We start from the raw sequence: 17,621 nt of genomic DNA on the forward strand, positions 1-17,621 counted from the left end.
GTGATCAGCTCTTCCGGGTGGGGCGACTGACGGGCAGCGACCGCCCCGTCTCCAGCAGGGATTTCAGATCGCTGAGCATGAACGGGTAGCCGCCGCCGAAGCCTTCCGATTCCAGATCGCCGGAGACGATGACCGAGATGAGCGGAGCGCCGGCGACATCGTGGATGACGGTCAGGGCGCAGGTGCCGTCGCCGCGATCACGAATCTCGTATCGCAGATAGGTTTCCGGCTCCGCGGCAAGGTGCTCATCGCCCCGGAAACGTATACGCGCACCCCACAGCACCGGCGGGTCGTAGTCGGTGACCGTGCCGCGGATGATGACCTCCGGTTCGCTGTCGATCGGACGAGGTCCGGAGGGAGCGAACACCGTGAACGCGCCGCCGACCCGAGGCTCGAGCACGCTGCGGCCGCCGAATCCGTAACGCACGGTCCAGTCGGGATCGGTTACGGCCTCCCAGATCCGCATGGCCGGTGCGGCGATGATCACGCGATGGATCTGTGTCGTCTCCGGGCGCGCACGCGAGAGGACGTCCTCGAAGCTCACGATTCCAAGTCCTTCTTCAGATCGGCCAGTGCGGAGAGCTGTTGTTCGGTGAATTTGTCGATCCATCGATCGTGAATCAGCCGGATCGGCACGGGATTGAGGTAGTGCAACTTCTTTCGCCCGCTGCGGACCGCCGTCACCAAGCCCGCTTCCTCGAGCAAACGGAGATGCTTGCTGATGCCGAAGCGGGTCATCTCCAGCCCGGATTCCAGCTCGGTCAGCGTCTGGCCGTCCCTGGCGAACAACGCGTCCAGCAGGTGCCGCCGGGTGGGATCGGCCAGCGCTTTGAACACCGCGTCCTCGTCCACGCCCCCACTCTATACGAGACCAATCGGTCACATGAGCGTTGACATGTGACCATTTGGTCACCTATTGTCGAAACATGAAGCGCTACATAGTCCTCTACCTCGCACCCCTCTCGGTCGCCGAACGATTCGCCCAGGCCACACCCGCGGAAGCTGTGAAAGGCATGCAGCTGTGGGCGGATTGGAGCAACCGGATCGGCGCCGGCCTCGTCGACGCGGGCAAACCCCTCGGCAATGCGCGCCGCATCACACCGACCGGTACCACCGAGACCGACAGCGGAGTGATCGGAATGTCCATCCTCCAGGCCACCTGCATGGACGAGGCGCTGGAAATGGTCGGCGACCACCACCACCTGCACTGGGCCGAGCAGTGCGAAATCGTCGTCCTCGAAGAACAACCCATTCCCGAGCTGCAGCAATGAAGGCTACGACGGTTTCGTCCAGCTGCGTTGATCAATGCGCGAGCCGCATTGCCGTAGTCCGCCTGTGCGCGTAGTGCTCTCCAGACGCGCTCGACGAGGTGATCGTGCTGAGTATCGCCCATTTCGGGTACGGCACATTCCAGCGCTGGTCAAGATCGCCGACGTGATCTGCGCCTGTACCGGCAACCGGTACACGGTCCCCATGGATGCGATGAGGGAGAGGCCGACGATCCGATATCGATTGTGATCGGCGAGCGGTTCACGGCTGGAGGATCATTCGGCCGGGGAGGCCCCCGGCGGCCTTGGCGCTGAAGGCTTTCACCGCTTCTTCGAGGGGGTAGACCGCGCCGACCTGGGGGCGGAGGTGGCCCTCGTCGATAAGGCGGGCGAGTTCGGTCAGTTGGGCGCGGTTGGATTCCTGGACGAAGACGACCTTGCGGATGTCGTCGCGGTCGGTGGGGAATTCGGCTGCTGCCTTGATGGTGATGAGGGTGCCGTTGGGGCGGAGCAGGATCGACGAACCGGTGAGGACGTCGCCGCCGATCGTGTCGACCACCAGGTCGGCCCGGCCTGCGGCGTCGGCCAGTTGCTCGGTGTCCAGGGCGAGGTAGCGGTCGGCGCCGAGTTCGAGTGCGAGGGAACGGGAGTGCTCGCGGCCGGTACCGATGACGTGCGCACCCGCCCAGTGCGCGAGCTGGACGGCCATCGAGCCGACCGCGCCGCCCGCACCGTGGATGACGACGGTCTGACCCTTGTCGAGGTGCCCGTGGTCGAACAGGGATTGCCAGGCGGTGAGCCCGGCACGCGGGACCGCCGCCGCCTGGATGTGGTCGAGGGTGCGGGGTTTGCGTGCGATATTGCGGGCTTCGACGGCGACGTACTCGGCGGCCGCGCCGTTGCGCAGCTGGTCGGTGAGGCCGAAAACCTCGTCGCCGACCGCGAATCCGGCGGTGCCGTAGCCGAGGGCAGCGATCACACCCGAGACCTCGTTGCCGGGAATGACCGAGTCGCGGGGGTGGCCGGCGCGGCAGTTCCAGATGGGCCAGTCCAGTTCGTTGTGCGTGATACCGCACGCCTCGACCTTGATCAGGACATCGCAGAGACCGGGTTTCGCGTCGGGGACATCCTCGTAGACCAGTCCGTCGACGCCGGGCTCGCGGGTGCGAATAGCCTTCATCCTCAGCTCTTTTCGTTGTACGAACGAATCGACGATAGGACGGGCGGATGCGCGGTGTCGGCTGATTTCCTGGGAATTCGATGGCCGGATCCTGATCCGAGCCGGGCAGGAAGTGGGCCGGTTAGTCCTGGGTCGATTCGAACAATCCCGGAATCGTGAGTGCGTATTCGACATCCGCGCGCGTGCCGAGCATGGTGAGCACCCCGCGGATCATGGTCAGCCGGGCCGCGTCGATGGTGGCCTGATCGGGTTCGCCGTGCGGTGCGTCCGCGGAAATGCGGTAGACGACGAATTCGCAGGTCTGCAGCGCGGTATCGAGGTCGAGATCGGTGGGGGCCGGACGCCCCAGGCCGGTGATCTTGGTGCGTACCAGGACCCGGATGTCGTCGATGGCCTGCTCGCGATAGGCCGATACCGGCGAGCCCGGATCGTGCAGTTCGGCGAACAGCGGCGCCAGCATCCGGCCGTGACCGCCCGCCCAGTGCAGATACGCCTCGATCATATTGATGCCGAGATCGACCGGTTGCTCGCTGCGTTCCAGCGCGGACCGGATGCCGCCGACCAGGTCCTCGTTGGAGACCGTGAGCACCGCGTGCAGCGGCTCGACGGCATTGGCGAAATAGCGGTAGAAGGTGGGCCGTGCCAGCCCGGCCTTCTCGATGATCCGCGCCACGCTCAGCCCGCGCGAACCCTGTTCGGCGAACACCTCGGCGGTAGCCAGCACGATGCGGGCGCGCACCTGGTCGGCCTGCTTCTCCGTCTGCGGCGGGCGGCCGCGGCGCGCCGGGGTGCCCTTGCCCGCCGGAGGGCTTGACATGGTGTGCGTCACGTCCATTAATCTAACACCAGTGTTCATGTAACACCGATGTTCAGTTAATAATGGGTTTCACCCCACCCGACTCCTCGAGAGGGCGACCAATGACGACTGCCCCGCAGCTCGCCGCCGCCGATGCGCTGCCTTTTGACCTGGTCCAGCGCCTGCTCGGCCACGCCGTCGCGGGCGGTGCGCCCTCGGTGGAGGTGTTCGCGCCCGCTACCGGCGCCAAGATCACCGACCTGCCGCAGTCCTCGGTCACCGATATCGAGGCCGCCTTCGCCACCGCGCGCGCCGCGCAGCAGGAATGGGCGACCGTGCCGGTCGGGGAGCGGGCCGCGCTGCTGGGCCGCATCCACGACCTGGTGCTGGCCGAGCAGGACACCATCCTCGACATCATCCAGCTCGAGACCGGCAAGTCCCGGGTGCACGCCTTCGACGAGGTCTCCGACGTCGCGGTGAACACCCGCTACTACGCGGCCGAGGGCAAATCGATTCTGGCGCACCGCAAGCCGCGCGGCGTCATGCCGGTCCTCACCCAGGTGGAGGTGCGCAACCGGCCCAAGGGCGTGGTCGCGGTCATCTCGCCGTGGAACTACCCGCTCGCGCTGGGCGCCTCCGACGCGCTGCCCGCGCTGCTGGCCGGCAATGCCGTCATCGGGCGGCCGGACAACCAGACCGCGCTGACCCTGCTCTGGGCCATCGACATCGCCGAGCGCGCCGGTCTGCCCAAGGGCCTGTGGCAGGCGGTGCTCGGGCGGGGCGCCGTGGTCGGCACCGAGGTCATCGCGCGCGCCGACTACGTCGACTACACCGGATCCAGCGCCACCGGCCGCACCATCGCCCAGCAGGCGGGGGAGCGGCTCATCGGGTATTCGCTCGAGCTCGGCGGCAAGAACCCGCTGCTGGTGCTCGCGGACGCCGACGTCTCGGCCGCCGCCAAGATCGCGGTGCGGGCCTGCTTCGCCTCGGCCGGGCAGTTGTGCGAATCGATCGAGCGAATCTATGTGCACGACACGGTGTACGACCAGTTCGTCACCGAATTCGTGGCCCACACAAAGAAACTGGGCCTGGGCAAGACTCTCGACTACAGCTACGAGATCGGGTCGCTGACCTTCCCGCGCCAGATCGACACCGTCAGCACGCACGTCGACGACGCGGTCGCCAAGGGCGCCGCGGTCCTCGCCGGCGGCAAGGCGCGGCCGGATCTCGGCCCCTACTTCTACGAGCCCACCATTCTCGCGGGCGTGCGCGAGGGCATGACCGTCTACCGCGAGGAAACCTTCGGACCGGTCGTGTCGGTCTACCGTGTGTCCAGCGACGACGAAGCCGTCGCGCAGGCCAATGACACCGCCTACGGCCTCAATGCCAGTGTGTGGAGCCGCGATATCGCCCACGGCCGCGAGGTCGCCGCGCGGGTGCGCGCCGGATCGGTGAACGTGAACGAGGGCTTCATCGCCGCGTGGGGCTCGGTGGCCGCGCCCTCGGGCGGGCTCGGCATCTCCGGCACCGGCCGGCGGCACGGGCCCGAGGGCCTGCTGAAGTACATCGACACCCAGACCATCGCGGTGCAGCGGGTGCTGCCCATCGCACCGCTGCCGGGCATGTCGGAACAGCTGTGGGCCAAGACCATGACGCTCTACCTGGGCGTCATGAAGACGCTGCGGCAGAAGTGATTCCGCAGTTCATTTCGACAGGGGTACAGAGGGGTATGAAGACCGTAGCGGGCAAGAAGGTCCTGGTCACCGGGGCGGCCATGGGCCTGGGCAAGTCGTTCGCGCAGCGCGCGGTGGCCGAGCAGGCCGCCGACGTGGTGCTGTGGGACGTCAACGAGAAGGCGCTGAAGGAGACCGCGGCCGAGCTGGCGGCGCTGGGCGGCAGCCGGATTCACCACTACGTGGTGGACGTGTCCGACCGCGACGCCATCGCCGAGGCGGGCGCGGCCGTGCGCGCCGAGGTCGGCGGAATCGACGTGCTGGTCAACAATGCGGGCATCGTGCGCGGCAACGGCTACTTCTGGGAGACCGGCAACCGTGCCGACATCGACAAGACCATGGCGATCAATTCGCTTGCGCCCATGTACATCACGCTCGAATTCCTGCCGGCCATGGTGGCGAACAAGGGCGTCGAGGGCCGCGTCCTGAACATCGCCTCCTCCGCCGGGCTGGTGGCCAACCCCCGCATGAGCGTCTACGCGGCCTCCAAGTGGGCGGCACTGGGCTGGTCGGACTCGGTGCGCCTGGAGCTCGAGCAGTCCGGCAACGAGCACGTGAAGTTCACCACGGTCTGCCCGACCTACATCAACACCGGAATGTTCGACGGCGCCAAGGGTTTCTGGTTCACCCCCATCCTGGACCAGGAGGAAGTCGTCGACACCTCCTGGACCGAAATGAAGAAGGGCTCCGCCCTGGTAGTCCTACCCTGGACCTCCCGCCTCAACCGCGCCATCTCCGGCCTCCTCCCGCTCAAGGTCCGCGACTTCTACCTCAACACGGTGGGCGTCTACCACTCCATGGACGAATTCACCGGCCGCAAGCAGTAATTCGCGCCCGAGCAACGAGCGCGCTCCGACGCGACACACCGACACCACCCGACCGACCGGTCCGGGTGGTGTTCGTTACCGGGCGTCCCGGTACGGATCGACACCGAATACGGCCGGGCCTGAAACAGCGGGGACAGGCTGTCGGTCCCCTGATCTACCGTGGCGGTCACGCCACACAGGGCGGGGAACCGAGGCCTGAAGGGGAACATATCGTGCTGGACGTCGTAGTCAACGGATGCTGGGGCCTTCGCGCGGAATCCGTGCCGGGCATCGCCGAACGCTGGTACGGCACGCTGCGTGTGCTCGCGGACATCGACGGCTCGACGTTTCACAGATGGCACGAGGCCGGCCGCGACCGCCCGTCCGATCCCGTGGTGGAGCCCTCGGTCCCCGCACTGGCGGACTACATCGAGCGGACGAACACCGGTCCCGACCTCGACGTCGTGGGATACACGACGTCGCTGTGGGCGCAGAACCCCGCTGCGGCGCACGTCTCCATGGCGATTCACGCGGGCAGCACCTCACACTACGCGGTGAACTCGGTCGTGCTCGCCTTCCGGTCGCGGGAGGTCGACGAAACCGCGGAGGTGATCCGGCGCGCTCCGCAGGTCCTGCGCCTGCTCGCGGAGCACTGGGAGATCGACGCCGGGCAGGTGTACGGCAGGCACGAGTACCGTGCGGTGGCCGAGCGGTGGGACCTGGCGAACAGCGACCCGCGATGCGGCCGTGCAGTCTTCCTCTCCGCCGGCCGCGCCGCCCTGGCACCCGGGGGGCTGCCCGCGACGTACGTCCGCACCGCACACGGTGGACTGGTGATCGATCTCACCAGTGGCGGTACGGAGTCCCCGGCCATCGAGACGATCCTCGACGCGAACGCACGACTACGGGCGGCCGGGGCACTGGAAAAGCTCCCGATCCCGTTCGACCGCGCCACGTTCTGACGCCTGCGCGCCGCTGTGCGGACGTGTTTCTCAGAGCGAGACCCGCATGGCCACGAACCCCGCTAGCAGCCCCACCGCGAACACCCCGAGCCCGAGCGCGAACACCGCGGGCATCACCACCGGACCCCACGCCCCGGGCCCGGCCACCGTGGAGTTCGCCGCCGGGTCCGCCGGGTCGTAACTGACCCGGACCGGCGCCCCGACCGCCACGCCGAACGGGCCCGGGGCATGGTCGGTGAACTCGATGTCGCGGCCGTCACGGGTGCGGAACGCGAAGACGTACTCGGTGGTGTAGCTCCGCTCCATGCCCGGCCCCCGGTCGACAGTCCGGCGCTCCACGCACCGCCCCTCGACGTGCTCGCCGTGCCGCAGCAGCCGCAGCACACGGTTCAAACGCAGTGCGGAGCGGATCGCGAATCCGCCGACGAACAGGCCGAACAGCAGCAGGAAGGTGGCCGTGCCGCCGGGCAGGATGTGCATGGAATCGCGCTCCCAATCTGCTACGTGAAACTCGTACCCGATCCGGCCTACGTCGCGGCGCTGTCGGCAGATCCGATTCGAATCATCATGGAGCACAACGCCCTGCCTTGCCGCGACCCGCGCGGTTCGGGTCGGCCGAAGTACCCGTCGGCGAACGCACCATCACGCCGAATTTCGTGCGCTCGACTAGAGCTGGATGATCTTCTGGGAGGCCATGAAACGTGCTCTAATCGATGCGTTTTGACGAGCCGGAGACAGAGGGGGGCCGATCGCGGTGGTGTCGTTCTTCGTAGCGCGAGACGGGCAGTACCAAGCGCATGGCTACGGGGTCAGCCAGTGGTCGTCGAAACAGGTGAACGGGCCGGCGGTGTGCGGGCTGTTGGCGCGTCAGCTGGAAACGCATTGCCCCGCGGAAGGCTTCATACCCGCGCGGCTCACAGTCGATATGCTGCGGCCGGTACTGAACGAACCGATCGCGGTGCACAGCGCCGTCATCCGCGAGGGCACGCGGGTGATCGTCGCCGATGCCTCCATCGTGCAGCAGGGCGAGCTCCGTGCGCGGGCGAGTGCGGTCTTCCTCGCGTCAGCTTCTGCGGCACCGGGTGAGATGTGGCAGCCGCAGGCGTCATTGCCCGCACCGCAGGCTCAGCTGACATCGCCGGATGGTGAGCCTCCGTTGCTCAAGTGCGGCGAGTCGGAGTGGACTGACAACTTGACCGCAGGCCGGAACGCAGACCGTAAAGTGCTGTGGCAGAACCTCATTCCCTTGATCGAGGGCGAACCGATCTCCCCGTTTCAGCGAGCGGCTGCGATGGGAGACGCCACGAACTTCGTTTGCCATTGGGGATCTGCGGGGATCGGCTACATCAATACCGACATGACCTTGACGCTGTCGCGGTTGCCCGAAGGCCCCGAACTCGGGCTTCAGGCTCAGGATCAGGTCACCGGCGACGGTATCGCGGTCGGCACCGCAACGCTCTACGATCGCGTCGGCCGGTTGGGCACCTGTGTGGTGACGGCCGTCGCAGATGCCCGTCGGCCAATGTCGGTCGCAGGCCATGCGTCGGCCGCAAACTGATCGACCAACATCCCCATCCCGCAACGCATACCGCGCTGACCGGACCGGCCGGCGCGGCACGTCCGACGATGAGACCGACTGCGGCACAAAAACATCCGCTACTGTCGAGTGCTGACGTTGTGGGTCGGCATTTAGGATGGTGTGGTCACTAGTTGACGCGTCGCACGTACAGCTGCTGGCTGGCTCGGGCAACTAGAACGCCTTGATCGGAAACGATATCGGTGGTGTGAGTTGTGATCGACTTGCCGCCATCGCTCGTGGCGTCACGGATGACCGCGACGTGATCAGACGGGAGCGACATGGAGGCGGTCACCATCTCGCGGCCGGGCGCGATGAACTCAATGCTTGCGGCGCTCGTCCAGACGCGATAGCCGCGCCCGAGTTGACCGCGGGCCATGATCCCGAAGAACGGATCTGTCATCGAGTACAAGGTGCCACCGAATGCGGACCGGTTAGGGTTCCAGTTCCACGGACGAACTCTGTGGGTAGCACGCACCGAGGTCCAGTCGTCCGCGATATGAGCGACGCGCACACCAGCGAACAAGAGCGGCGGATATGCGCTCATAATCAGCCGAAGTACCTTAGGACTAGGCAATTCTCGTGTGCCTCGGCTCCCAGCGATGGAATCGGACGATCGACGTTCTGCTGAGGCGGACATCACTTCACCTGTCTACATTCGGTACCAGAATCGTTGCGGCTCATCCTTTCGGACGCAGCTCTACCGGGCAACATCCGCTCCTGCCGCTGGCCGCGCTGGCCGCACCGGCCGGCGCGAACAGATAGATGCCGCCACGCCAGGAGATCGCGGTCCACCGCAGATCGCGGATGTCCCGAAGTGCCGCAAGAATTTCCCCGACCACGGGCCAGCGCGAGTACACCGGCAAGTCCGCCCAGCAGTGACGACAACACACTGTCCGTACACGCGCCGGAAAACCCGTACACCAGTCCCGCCGGCAGATAGACGTTCGGCGATAACCGCTCCCCGGTATGCACTCAATTGCCGCTTCCGCGCAGACCGAGCCGACCGGTGCGGGCACGCGAAAGTCAACTGGCCCTGCCGATCCGACGCCGGTGGAATGTCCGCAACTGCCGGAGGCCGTGCGTCACCACCGGTGGCACTTCGCGTCCTTCCCGTGGAGTCCCGCGAAGGTACTAGAAGTGAACCTGCCGGTGGGTGTTTGCTACCGCGGTGACGGAAGATACTCCGAGGACGCCGTATTCGTCATAGAGCGTGGCGGACCCGATTGCGATGCCGTCCGCCGCGTGTTGTCCGTTCGATTCCAGGCCCAACCCGTCCGATTCGGGCATTCGGTACAGGTTCAGGGTGACATCGACGTTGATGAAGGGCACGCTGTCCCCGTCCCAGTTGGTGATGAAACTCGTAGCCTCCGCCAGCGTGGCGACACGAGTGAAGGGGGTCGCCTTCTCACCTGCAACGGCGGGGATCATCGTCGGTGTCCACATCCGTTTGCGGGCATTGTTCCGGTGGTCAGCGAAGTCGCCCGACCAGTCGTCGGGATACCCAGCACTGCTGAACATCGGTGCCGGCGCGATCGCCTCCCCGGAACTCGCCACGATGGCTGGGCGTGAAAATTCCGAAGCGGGTGTCCAGGCATTGCCGTCTGCCCTGTCCGTTTCCACGGGACGGACGAAAAGCGCCGAGGCCCGGACGACCACGCGATCCGACTGAAGCAGCTCCGAATGTAGGAGCGTCACTCGCGTGCTCGATCGGACGAGTTCGGTCCGCGTTTGAATCGCGTCGAACGTGGTCGGCCTGACGAAGTCGAGAGTGAGCCGGCATCCGGCCGCCTCGATCGGGCAGTGGCGCTCTGCTTCCCGGGCGGCGAGCGCGGTAAGCCCTTGGCCGCCAATCGTGCCGTGCCCCCACGGTCCCCGTGCTGCTTCGAGCGGAACGAACCCACCGTCCAGGGGTTCGAAAAACCCGGCTCGCGACTCCTCCGCATCCGACATCTCCCGCGCCCCTCCCGGTCTTATTCCGCATCGCGGCGATACTCACCGATGCTAGAACACGTTTCACTGTCTGGTCGATCGCCGACCTGAACGTTCTGCGACGCAAGGAAATCCACACGCCGCACTATCGCGCCGCGGCGGACCACGGCAGTGATCGATTCGCAGTCTCAGCACACCATCGAGTCCGGTCCCTCGCCTGTAGCCGATAAGCGCGTTGGAAGGCGCGGCGGTGCTGATCGTGGATCTCGTCGGATCCTTCTTGCTGGTGCAGCTGACGCGCTTCGCTTCAGGACCTGGCGATATATCTAATGTGAGATATCGTTGTAGGTATGAGCGAGGAGGTGAGCCAGTCGCCGGGCGAGGAATCTCTCCCGGTGCTACCCGGGTTCCGGGAGATGGCGCTGCGCAGGATGTCGGAGGATCGTGCGCGGCTGGTTGCCGAACTGGTGGAGCGGCGGCGGGCGGCGGGGTTGTCGCAGACCGAAGTTGCTGCCCGTATGGGTACGTCGCAGTCGGCGGTGGCGCGGTTGGAGACGGAGAACGTCGATGTGCGGACCTCGACGCTGCAGCGGTACGCCGCTGCGGTCGACAGCCGCATCACGTTGCAAGTGACGAGTACGACAGCTGAATCGAATCGGATCGGAGAACAGCCTTGAGAATCGAGACGAGCACACCCACTTCGCAATGGCAGCCTTGGCCGGCGGAGTTTCCGAACTACTACCCGGCGAAACGTGAACAACCGCAGCCTGTTCCGGCCCCGCCGCCCTCGACACACGTGTGGATCGATCCTCACCCGGACGGTCCGGCGGAAGCGTTGCTCATGCAGCGGACGGTTATCGCGCGCGGGCACTTGGACGCCGCGGCTGCCACCGAGTTGTGCGCTCGGTTGCTGACGCTCGATGCCGAGAGCGCCCGACCGATCCGGCTCGAAATGTACGGGCTGGAAGCGGATCTGCTCGACGCCAGCACTGTCACCGATGTGCTGGACGTGCTTCGCGCGCCCGTGAGCGCCTACGTGAGTGGCACGCTCGGCGGTGCAGCGCTGGGATTGCTCGCATCGTGCGAGCACCGCTACGCCTACCGGAGTGCCCAGTTCGTGTTGCGGGAGCCGTCGGTGCGTCTGGATGGTGGGTTCAGTCGTGTCGAACCGCGACTCGAACACGCGCGAGCCATGTTCGACACACTGCTCGCTCGCCTGGCGGAACTCACCGGTCGCGACTCGGACCAGATCCGTCAAGACCTCGAACAGCAACGGACACTCACCACCTCCGCCGCTGTCGAGTACGGGTTGATCGAGGGCCCCGCAACCCGCGAACAATCGCGCTGAACGCACAAGCCGGTCGACTTCCCGATCCGAACGAGCATCCACCAAGATCAGCGGGTGCTCGTTCGCCGTCGGTAGGACCACGGAAATGGAACTGAGCGTCTCTGACGAGCTTTCGCGGGCAGTCGCCCCGGATACTGGTCAGAGGCTGACACGCACAGTCTGAACGCGCAAATCGCCCCTCTGACAAGGCTGCCCGTCGCACGCGGCCAGCTCAGCCTCGGAACCGGTTCACGGCTCACGCGTAGCGGATCGCGCGATTTTTCCAGCCAACCATCGAGCGGCCGCGTGTGCCCGAGGGCCACGGGAAGGCTTGACCCTGACGCTGCGTCGGGGTTGCACCCTTGCTTCATGACGAAGAACATCGCTCCCGCGGCTCGGCCTGCTCCGCCGATCGGAGAGTTTCAGGAGGTCGACGGCCGCCGCGTTTTCGTGCATCGGTTGGGTAGTGGCGGGCCGGCTGTCGTGTTCCTGCCGGGAGCGGGTGCGGTCGGTCTGGACTATTTCGCTGTGCAGCAAGGGGTTTCGCAGTTCTGCACCGCGGTGGTGTACGACCGTGGCGGCAGCGGGTACAGCGATCCGGTCCCGTTGCCGCGCACCGCCGCCGCGGTCGCGACGGAACTACACGAGTTGCTGCACGCCCAGGACCTCGCAGCCCCGTACATCCTGGTCGCGCACTCTCTCGGCGGCGCCTACGCGCATCGGTTCACGCAGTTGTATCCGCAGGAGGTGGCCGGGCTGGTCTGGGTGGATGGTTTCCATCGCGACTGGGAGGATTTCATGCCCGCTGCGGCGAGCCCGGCTGCCGGCCGGCAGCCGGGGTCCGGTCCCGAGCAGATCCGGCAGATGCGCCCAGCTCTGCACGAGATGTACGCCGGACTGGTGGCGGACTACCCGCGACACATGCGACAGCCGCTGATCGAAGCCCATGTCAGCGACGAATGGCTCCGGGTCGGCATCGCCGAGCGGGGCAGCTTGGTTGCACTCGCGGACGAACTGCGTGCCGGCCCGGACATTCCCGACGTACCGGTGGTCGCGCTCACCGCCGAAGGCACCGACCCCGGCCCGCGGGCGTCGATGCCGGAGCAGACGATACATGCGATACACGAGGGCATGAGGAGGATGGCCACGGCCGTGGTGAGCACGGTGTCGGTCGGGGAACATCGCGTCGTCTCCGATGTCGGCCACCACCAGCTGTGCTTCACGCGCGCCGATGTCGTCGTCCAGGCGATCCGCGACGTCGTCGACCGGGTGGCTCGCGCCTAAACTCGGCTTGGCCATGTTTCCCGAAGACCGGAGGCATACGGTGCTCACGATCGGCCAGCTCGCGGCAACCGCCCGCGTGACCGTGCGGGCCGTCCGCCACTACCACCAGGTCGGCCTGTTGCCCGAGCCTGAGCGTGATGTCTCCGGCTATCGCCGCTACAGCGCGCAGGCGGCGGTAGATCTGGTCCGGATCAGGACTCTTGCCGATGCCGGAGTGCCGCTGGCCCGCATCGACGCGCTGCTGCACGCACAACCAGCCGAATTCGCAGCTGCCATCACCGATATCGACACCGCCTTGCGGACCAAGATCGAGCAGCTCACCGAGCATCGCCGCCGCATCGCCGAATTGGCAAGCGGCGAAGAGCTTGTCCTGCAACCCGAGATGGTCGCCATCCTGAACCGGCTTCGCAGTCTCGGAGTCAGCGAACGGACCGTCCGACTCGAACGCGACTGGTCGATCCTGATGCAGGCGTCGGACCCGCATGCGGTGCCGCAGTGGATACGGGACAAGAACGCCGGCTTCGACGACCCCGAGAAGATGCGCCTGTATCTCGTGTGTGATCAATCAGTCGACTGGGATCCGGACGATCCGCGCGTGGATCGGCTCATCAACGACCTGGAAACATGGGAGATCGAACACGAAGGCAACAGCAGCCGGCCAGCGAACCCGACGCCTGTCTTTTCCCTGATCCTCAGGGAGTCACCGGCATGGCATCGAATCGTCGATACGCTCGCCCGCCGTGCCGAGCGGCGCCGAACCGCCATGCCCGGCAGCTGACCGCCGGCCCCTGGTGTCACGGGTCGTGCTGCGATATGTCGGTTGGGCCGGCCATCCCGGCTCGCCGACATATCGAACCTGAGCCTCACAAATCCCGAATCGCCTTTGCTCACCGGCGATTACGACTGAGGAGTGGATCCTGACCATCGCTCAGCACCATCACTGAACGCTGTGGACGGGCGCGACCACGGTGTTCTTGCCGTCTTTCGGCTACGACGCCAGCTGTTGCGGGCGGCCCGGGACCGAAGCGCTATGCCGCATAGTGCGCGGCCCGAACCGGCCGGCGCGGGCCTGTGGAAGATCGATGAGCCCAGCGCCCCACAGGCGCCCGCACACACATGCCGACGCGCGGATGTCAGCGGGCAAATTTTGCGACGGCCTGCGCGGTGACCGGCGTGAAGAGGTTGATCAGGTTGCCGTCGGGGTCGCGAAGCAGCAATGAGCGATTGCCCCACGGCATCGTCGTGGGCTCGTTGACGAAATCGTCGACCGTATCGCGCAACCGCTGGTAGTCGGCATCGACGTCGGGGACCAGGAACTCGATGATCGCGGTGTGGTTGTCCGCTGGGCGCGCGCTGCCGGCCGCGAACAACGCGACGGTGCGGGTGCTTCCGATCGCGAGTGTGCCGGACGGTGTGACGATTTCGGCGAAATCCGGTGTCGCCCAGGTGGCTTCGACACCGGTCAGGTGCTGATAGAAGCCGACCAGTCGTTGGATGTCGCCGGTGATCAGACGGATCGAGACGAGATTCATGCGTACTCCTGTTTGTTGGTTGGGGCGGCGGTTGCGCCGCCCGCAGGCCACGTTAGTGCCAATACCGGACAGTTTCCGCCCGGTATACATGCGAGAATTTTCTGATGACGCGCCCCACCGCCCGAGTGCTGGCCCTCCTCGAGTTGTTGCAGGCCGGCGGCACCCATACCGTCGGCGAACTCGCCGGACGGCTGGGCGTCGATGAACGCACCGTCAGGCGATACGTCACCCATCTCACCGACCTGGAGATCCCTGTTCGATCGGTGCGTGGCCGCTACGGGGGATACCGCCTCGCCCCGGGGTACCGAATGCCGCCGCTGATGCTGACCGATGACGAAGCGGTGGCTGTGTTGCTCGGACTCCTCACCACCCGCGGCGTCGGTCAATCGACAACAGCCGCCCACGCGGCAGACAGCGTGACGGCCAAACTCCGTCGTGTCCTGCCCGCACGTCTGACGGCGCGGCTGGACGCACTGATCAGCACCGCCGAATTCACCGAGGATGCCCGCTCGGAGGTCGCCGTCGAGACCGCGGTCCTCCTCCGGCTCGCCGAGGCTACCCGCGAGCGCCGACCTGTCGCGATCGGTTACACCGACCGGAACGGGCGCCGCACTGACCGGACCGTACATCCATACGGGCTCGTCGCCCACTCCGGCCGGTGGTACCTGACGGGGATGGACAGCAACAGTGACGAAGTACGTCAGTTCCGGCTCGACCGCATCACGGCGGTGACGACACTGCCCGGAGCGTTCACTCCGCCAGCGGGATTCGAGCCGACCGCGCATCTGCTGTCCGCACTTGCCACGGCGCCCTATCGGTACGAGGTATCGATCCGAGTCCAGGGCACCCTCACCCAGGTCCGCCCACTGCTCCCCGCGACGATCGCGACCGTGCACGAGATCGACTCACCACCCCCTGACACCCACCCGTGGGTCCGGGTCAGAATCCGAGCCGAACAGCTCGACTGGATTCCCCCCGTCCTGGCCGGCCTGAACCTCCCGTTCGTCATCGAACACCCCGACGCACTCAACGACGCCGTCCGCGCCCTGGTCCGCCGACTCACCGCAGCCGCCGACGGTCCATCCGAAGCCCACCGGTAGACCTATGCCGCCACACCGCGCGAACGTACGGGAATACCGCCACCCGCGCTGTTCGACCGGCCGGCGCGCGGCGCCGGAAGCCCAACGGCCCGAGCGCCGTACGGCAGCCGGCACTGCAGGCAAATGCCGAGTTTCGGCGACCGGTGCAGTCCCGCACAGTCCGCCGTAGAACAGTGGTTTCCGGACTGTTGCAAAATGCGCCGAGTCGGCGATTGTGACGTCACGTCGGGGGCAAATGACCTGCGGCCCTGCATGATCGGTCGACAGCGGTCCACGTAGACATGTGTACTCAGGTCATGGCTGAAATCCGCGCCTAATTTGCAACAGCCCGTTTCGCGCCAATTCCTCAGCTGTAGTGCACGTTTAGAACGGTTGGGTTAGCCGTTCATGCGGGCATGGCAGCGTGCTCTTCTCCCGCTGGTCGTATGGTTGGAGTCGGCTGCGGGGCCTGCCGTGCGAGCGCACGCACATACCGAAATCCAGTGCGCCTTGGTCAGTCTGGATGTTCGGTCTGTCATGGGTTAGCGTGTGGTCGATCGCGACTGGCGTTACGTGGGCCGACCACGAGGAAGCGCAGTATCGGAGCGTCGTACGCCTGGGTGCTCCCCATCTCGAGACGAGAGACGGGGTATGGCAATGGACTTGCGCTATGGCATGAATCCACATCAACAGGCGCGGGTATCGGCTGGCGGTGACCATATTCGAGTGGTGCACGGCGCGGCGTCGATGATCAACTACCTCGATGCGCTCAATGCCTGGCAACTGGTCGCCGAGGCCAGTCGCGCCACAGGCAAGGCGGCTGCGGCATCGTTCAAGCACGTTTCCCCGGCCGGTGCGGCGCTCGCCGGAGACCTCGATGAAACCATGCGTGACAGTTGGGGATTGGGCGACAGCTCGGTGGGCCCGATCACGACGGCCTATGTGCGGGCGCGCGACGCCGATCCTCGTTCGTCCTACGGCGACATGATCGCGGTGTCCGAACCGGTTGATCACGAGCTCGCCGAACTGTTGGCCTCGGTCGTCTCCGATGGCATCATCGCGCCGGGTTATGCACCCGGAACTGTAGCGGCATTGGGCCGCAAGAAGGGCGGGCGATTCGTCGTATTCGAGATCGATCCCGCATTCCAGCCACCCAAGACGGAGATTCGAACTGTCTTCGGCGTCAGCTTCGAACAGGACTGCGACCATTCGCCGATCACCGAAGACCTGCTGCATGTGGCTGTCGGCGACCCCATCAGCCGCAACGCGACGATCGATGCACTGCTGGGCATGGTGACCGCCCGGTACACCCAGTCCAATTCCGTCGTTTACGTCCGGGACGGCATGAGTATCGGTGTCGGTGCCGGACAGCAGTCGCGAATCGACTGCACATTGCTCGCCGGAAGTAAGGCACGCACCTGGTGGACCCGGCGGCACCCCGCCGTTCAACAGATGCCACTGCCTGCGACGATGGCGCGTCAGCAACGGTTGAATTGGCAGATCTCCACCGCCGCAGGCACTCTCACTCCCGCACAATCGCGTGAGCTCGTCTCGAGCCTCACCCGATCCCACAGATTCCTGGAAGAGGCCGAACGGGTCAGCTGGGCCCATCAGCTCGCGGGCGTCTCACTCGTCTCCGACGGGTACCTACCGTTCCGGGACAACATCGACGTTGCTGCCGAACATGGGGCTGAGCTCGTCATCGAGCCCGGCGGTGCTCTCCAATCAAACGTTATCGCCGATGCTTGCCGCGAACACCGCATCACCCTCGCCCGCACCGGAGTTCGACTCTTCCACCACTGAATCGCGGCGACTGCCGAGGCCCATCGATCGCAATCATCCGCTCGTGCCGGATACCGCGCTGGCCGAACCGGCCAGCGCGAACACTCCGAAGATCAACGGGCTGAGATCATCTCACCCGACTGGGCCCGGCCAGGAGTGCACGGAAATGCCGAATATCGCGCGCTCGTCACCGGCCGCTGATGTCGTACGGCCCAGTTCGGGTTCGATCGGTGCGGGGTTTTCGCGTCGGAGTAAATAGCATCAGGTCGGCTGGCAATAGGACCTCGCCAGCGACGGCCATTGGCGAGTTCCGCTCTGTTGGCGGTGTGGCGTCGCCACGCCCGATTTCAGCGGTGGATGTGTC

General features: G+C 66.0%; 19 protein-coding genes and 1 riboswitch. Of the genes, 11 read left to right on the forward strand and 8 right to left on the reverse strand.

Features of this window, described 5'->3' with window-relative positions; genetic code table 11:
* Nucleotides 1-4 precede the first annotated feature (4 nt).
* Together ACWEKS_RS23840 and ACWEKS_RS23845 are read right to left on the reverse strand one after the other, a co-directional pair.
* Nucleotides 5-544, reverse strand: a complete 540-nt coding sequence (locus tag ACWEKS_RS23840) for an SRPBCC domain-containing protein (RefSeq protein ID WP_452342108.1) — start codon at nt 542-544, stop codon at nt 5-7.
* Complete coding sequence (locus ACWEKS_RS23845; RefSeq protein WP_452342109.1) at nt 541-852, reverse strand: ArsR/SmtB family transcription factor; 312 nt, start codon at nt 850-852, stop codon at nt 541-543. Before ACWEKS_RS23845 ends, ACWEKS_RS23840 begins: the two co-directional genes overlap by 4 nt.
* Before the next feature lie 74 nt (nt 853-926).
* Between ACWEKS_RS23845 and ACWEKS_RS23850 the strand changes: the two genes are divergently transcribed.
* On the forward strand, nt 927-1,271 hold the full coding sequence (locus ACWEKS_RS23850; protein WP_452342110.1) for a hypothetical protein: 345 nt from the start codon (nt 927-929) through the stop codon (nt 1,269-1,271).
* A 259-nt stretch (nt 1,272-1,530) separates the two neighbouring features.
* Here ACWEKS_RS23850 and ACWEKS_RS23855 read toward each other — a convergent pair whose 3' ends face one another.
* A complete protein-coding gene (locus tag ACWEKS_RS23855; RefSeq protein ID WP_452342111.1) occupies nt 1,531-2,448 on the reverse strand; it encodes an NADP-dependent oxidoreductase in 918 nt (305 codons plus the stop codon).
* A 121-nt stretch (nt 2,449-2,569) separates the two neighbouring features.
* Entirely contained in the window at nt 2,570-3,277 is a 708-nt protein-coding gene (locus ACWEKS_RS23860; protein WP_379386104.1) for a TetR/AcrR family transcriptional regulator, read from the reverse strand.
* Between the two features lie 89 nt (nt 3,278-3,366).
* On the opposite strand from ACWEKS_RS23860, the gene ACWEKS_RS23865 reads away from it, so the two are divergent.
* From ACWEKS_RS23865 to ACWEKS_RS23875, 3 genes are all read left to right on the forward strand, one after another.
* Nucleotides 3,367-4,938 (forward strand): succinic semialdehyde dehydrogenase, encoded by a 1,572-nt coding sequence (locus tag ACWEKS_RS23865; RefSeq protein ID WP_452342112.1) that lies wholly within the window; start codon nt 3,367-3,369, stop codon nt 4,936-4,938.
* Between the two features lie 35 nt (nt 4,939-4,973).
* Nucleotides 4,974-5,804 carry an SDR family oxidoreductase gene (locus ACWEKS_RS23870; RefSeq protein WP_452342113.1) on the forward strand — a complete coding sequence of 277 codons (831 nt, stop codon included), beginning with the start codon at nt 4,974-4,976 and terminating at the stop codon, nt 5,802-5,804.
* Nucleotides 5,805-6,016: 212 nt separating this feature from the next.
* The gene (locus tag ACWEKS_RS23875) at nt 6,017-6,745 is read left to right on the forward strand and encodes an Imm52 family immunity protein (RefSeq protein ID WP_452342114.1); all 729 of its coding nucleotides are present in this window, start codon (nt 6,017-6,019) and stop codon (nt 6,743-6,745) included.
* Between the two features lie 30 nt (nt 6,746-6,775).
* Here ACWEKS_RS23875 and ACWEKS_RS23880 read toward each other — a convergent pair whose 3' ends face one another.
* Nucleotides 6,776-7,225: a DUF3592 domain-containing protein gene (locus ACWEKS_RS23880; protein ID WP_452342115.1), complete on the reverse strand. Its 450-nt coding sequence runs from the start codon at nt 7,223-7,225 to the stop codon at nt 6,776-6,778.
* 274 nt (nt 7,226-7,499) lie between these two features.
* Here ACWEKS_RS23880 and ACWEKS_RS23885 point away from each other — a divergent pair, with 274 nt between their 5' ends.
* A complete protein-coding gene (locus ACWEKS_RS23885) occupies nt 7,500-8,303 on the forward strand; it encodes a thioesterase family protein (protein ID WP_452342116.1) in 804 nt (267 codons plus the stop codon).
* A 148-nt stretch (nt 8,304-8,451) separates the two neighbouring features.
* On the opposite strand, the gene ACWEKS_RS23890 is transcribed toward ACWEKS_RS23885, so the two are convergent.
* Together ACWEKS_RS23890 and ACWEKS_RS23895 are read right to left on the reverse strand one after the other, a co-directional pair.
* Nucleotides 8,452-8,961, reverse strand: a complete 510-nt coding sequence (locus tag ACWEKS_RS23890; protein WP_452342117.1) for a DUF4442 domain-containing protein — start codon at nt 8,959-8,961, stop codon at nt 8,452-8,454.
* 494 nt (nt 8,962-9,455) lie between these two features.
* The gene (locus ACWEKS_RS23895; protein ID WP_452342118.1) at nt 9,456-10,274 is read right to left on the reverse strand and encodes a thioesterase family protein; all 819 of its coding nucleotides are present in this window, start codon (nt 10,272-10,274) and stop codon (nt 9,456-9,458) included.
* 329 nt (nt 10,275-10,603) lie between these two features.
* Here ACWEKS_RS23895 and ACWEKS_RS23900 point away from each other — a divergent pair, with 329 nt between their 5' ends.
* From ACWEKS_RS23900 to ACWEKS_RS23915, 4 genes are all read left to right on the forward strand, one after another.
* Nucleotides 10,604-10,930 (forward strand): helix-turn-helix domain-containing protein, encoded by a 327-nt coding sequence (locus ACWEKS_RS23900; RefSeq protein ID WP_452342119.1) that lies wholly within the window; start codon nt 10,604-10,606, stop codon nt 10,928-10,930.
* A gap of 119 nt (nt 10,931-11,049) precedes the next feature.
* On the forward strand, nt 11,050-11,601 hold the full coding sequence (locus tag ACWEKS_RS23905) for an ATP-dependent Clp protease proteolytic subunit (protein ID WP_452342120.1): 552 nt from the start codon (nt 11,050-11,052) through the stop codon (nt 11,599-11,601).
* A 348-nt stretch (nt 11,602-11,949) separates the two neighbouring features.
* On the forward strand, nt 11,950-12,864 hold the full coding sequence (locus ACWEKS_RS23910) for an alpha/beta fold hydrolase (protein WP_452342121.1): 915 nt from the start codon (nt 11,950-11,952) through the stop codon (nt 12,862-12,864).
* 13 nt (nt 12,865-12,877) lie between these two features.
* Nucleotides 12,878-13,642 (forward strand): MerR family transcriptional regulator, encoded by a 765-nt coding sequence (locus tag ACWEKS_RS23915; RefSeq protein WP_452342122.1) that lies wholly within the window; start codon nt 12,878-12,880, stop codon nt 13,640-13,642.
* Nucleotides 13,643-13,997: 355 nt separating this feature from the next.
* Here ACWEKS_RS23915 and ACWEKS_RS23920 read toward each other — a convergent pair whose 3' ends face one another.
* Nucleotides 13,998-14,396 (reverse strand): VOC family protein, encoded by a 399-nt coding sequence (locus ACWEKS_RS23920; protein WP_452342202.1) that lies wholly within the window; start codon nt 14,394-14,396, stop codon nt 13,998-14,000.
* A 104-nt stretch (nt 14,397-14,500) separates the two neighbouring features.
* On the opposite strand from ACWEKS_RS23920, the gene ACWEKS_RS23925 reads away from it, so the two are divergent.
* The gene (locus ACWEKS_RS23925; RefSeq protein ID WP_452342123.1) at nt 14,501-15,496 is read left to right on the forward strand and encodes a helix-turn-helix transcriptional regulator; all 996 of its coding nucleotides are present in this window, start codon (nt 14,501-14,503) and stop codon (nt 15,494-15,496) included.
* Between the two features lie 528 nt (nt 15,497-16,024).
* A riboswitch (ZMP/ZTP riboswitch) is annotated at nt 16,025-16,104 on the forward strand.
* Between the two features lie 28 nt (nt 16,105-16,132).
* On the forward strand, nt 16,133-17,278 hold the full coding sequence (locus ACWEKS_RS23930; RefSeq protein ID WP_452342124.1) for a phosphoribosylaminoimidazolecarboxamide formyltransferase: 1,146 nt from the start codon (nt 16,133-16,135) through the stop codon (nt 17,276-17,278).
* Nucleotides 17,279-17,621 lie beyond the last annotated feature (343 nt).

It is taken from the genome of Nocardia sp. NPDC004711, from assembly GCF_053601595.1.

What these genes read in the sequence shown, in the direction of transcription:
- ACWEKS_RS23925 (WP_452342123.1), top strand. Translation starts at nt 14,501, where the DNA reads ATGACGCGCCCCACCGCCCGAGTGCTGGCCCTCCTCGAGTTGTTGCAG.
- ACWEKS_RS23880 (WP_452342115.1), bottom strand. Translation starts at nt 7,225, where the DNA reads ATGCACATCCTGCCCGGCGGCACGGCCACCTTCCTGCTGCTGTTCGGC.
- ACWEKS_RS23865 (WP_452342112.1), top strand. Translation starts at nt 3,367, where the DNA reads ATGACGACTGCCCCGCAGCTCGCCGCCGCCGATGCGCTGCCTTTTGAC.
- ACWEKS_RS23910 (WP_452342121.1), top strand. Translation starts at nt 11,950, where the DNA reads ATGACGAAGAACATCGCTCCCGCGGCTCGGCCTGCTCCGCCGATCGGA.
- ACWEKS_RS23870 (WP_452342113.1), top strand. Translation starts at nt 4,974, where the DNA reads ATGAAGACCGTAGCGGGCAAGAAGGTCCTGGTCACCGGGGCGGCCATG.
- ACWEKS_RS23930 (WP_452342124.1), top strand. Translation starts at nt 16,133, where the DNA reads ATGGACTTGCGCTATGGCATGAATCCACATCAACAGGCGCGGGTATCG.
- ACWEKS_RS23850 (WP_452342110.1), top strand. Translation starts at nt 927, where the DNA reads ATGAAGCGCTACATAGTCCTCTACCTCGCACCCCTCTCGGTCGCCGAA.
- ACWEKS_RS23915 (WP_452342122.1), top strand. Translation starts at nt 12,878, where the DNA reads ATGTTTCCCGAAGACCGGAGGCATACGGTGCTCACGATCGGCCAGCTC.
- ACWEKS_RS23890 (WP_452342117.1), bottom strand. Translation starts at nt 8,961, where the DNA reads ATGTCCGCCTCAGCAGAACGTCGATCGTCCGATTCCATCGCTGGGAGC.
- ACWEKS_RS23900 (WP_452342119.1), top strand. Translation starts at nt 10,604, where the DNA reads ATGAGCGAGGAGGTGAGCCAGTCGCCGGGCGAGGAATCTCTCCCGGTG.
- ACWEKS_RS23855 (WP_452342111.1), bottom strand. Translation starts at nt 2,448, where the DNA reads ATGAAGGCTATTCGCACCCGCGAGCCCGGCGTCGACGGACTGGTCTAC.
- ACWEKS_RS23895 (WP_452342118.1), bottom strand. Translation starts at nt 10,274, where the DNA reads ATGTCGGATGCGGAGGAGTCGCGAGCCGGGTTTTTCGAACCCCTGGAC.
- ACWEKS_RS23920 (WP_452342202.1), bottom strand. Translation starts at nt 14,396, where the DNA reads ATGAATCTCGTCTCGATCCGTCTGATCACCGGCGACATCCAACGACTG.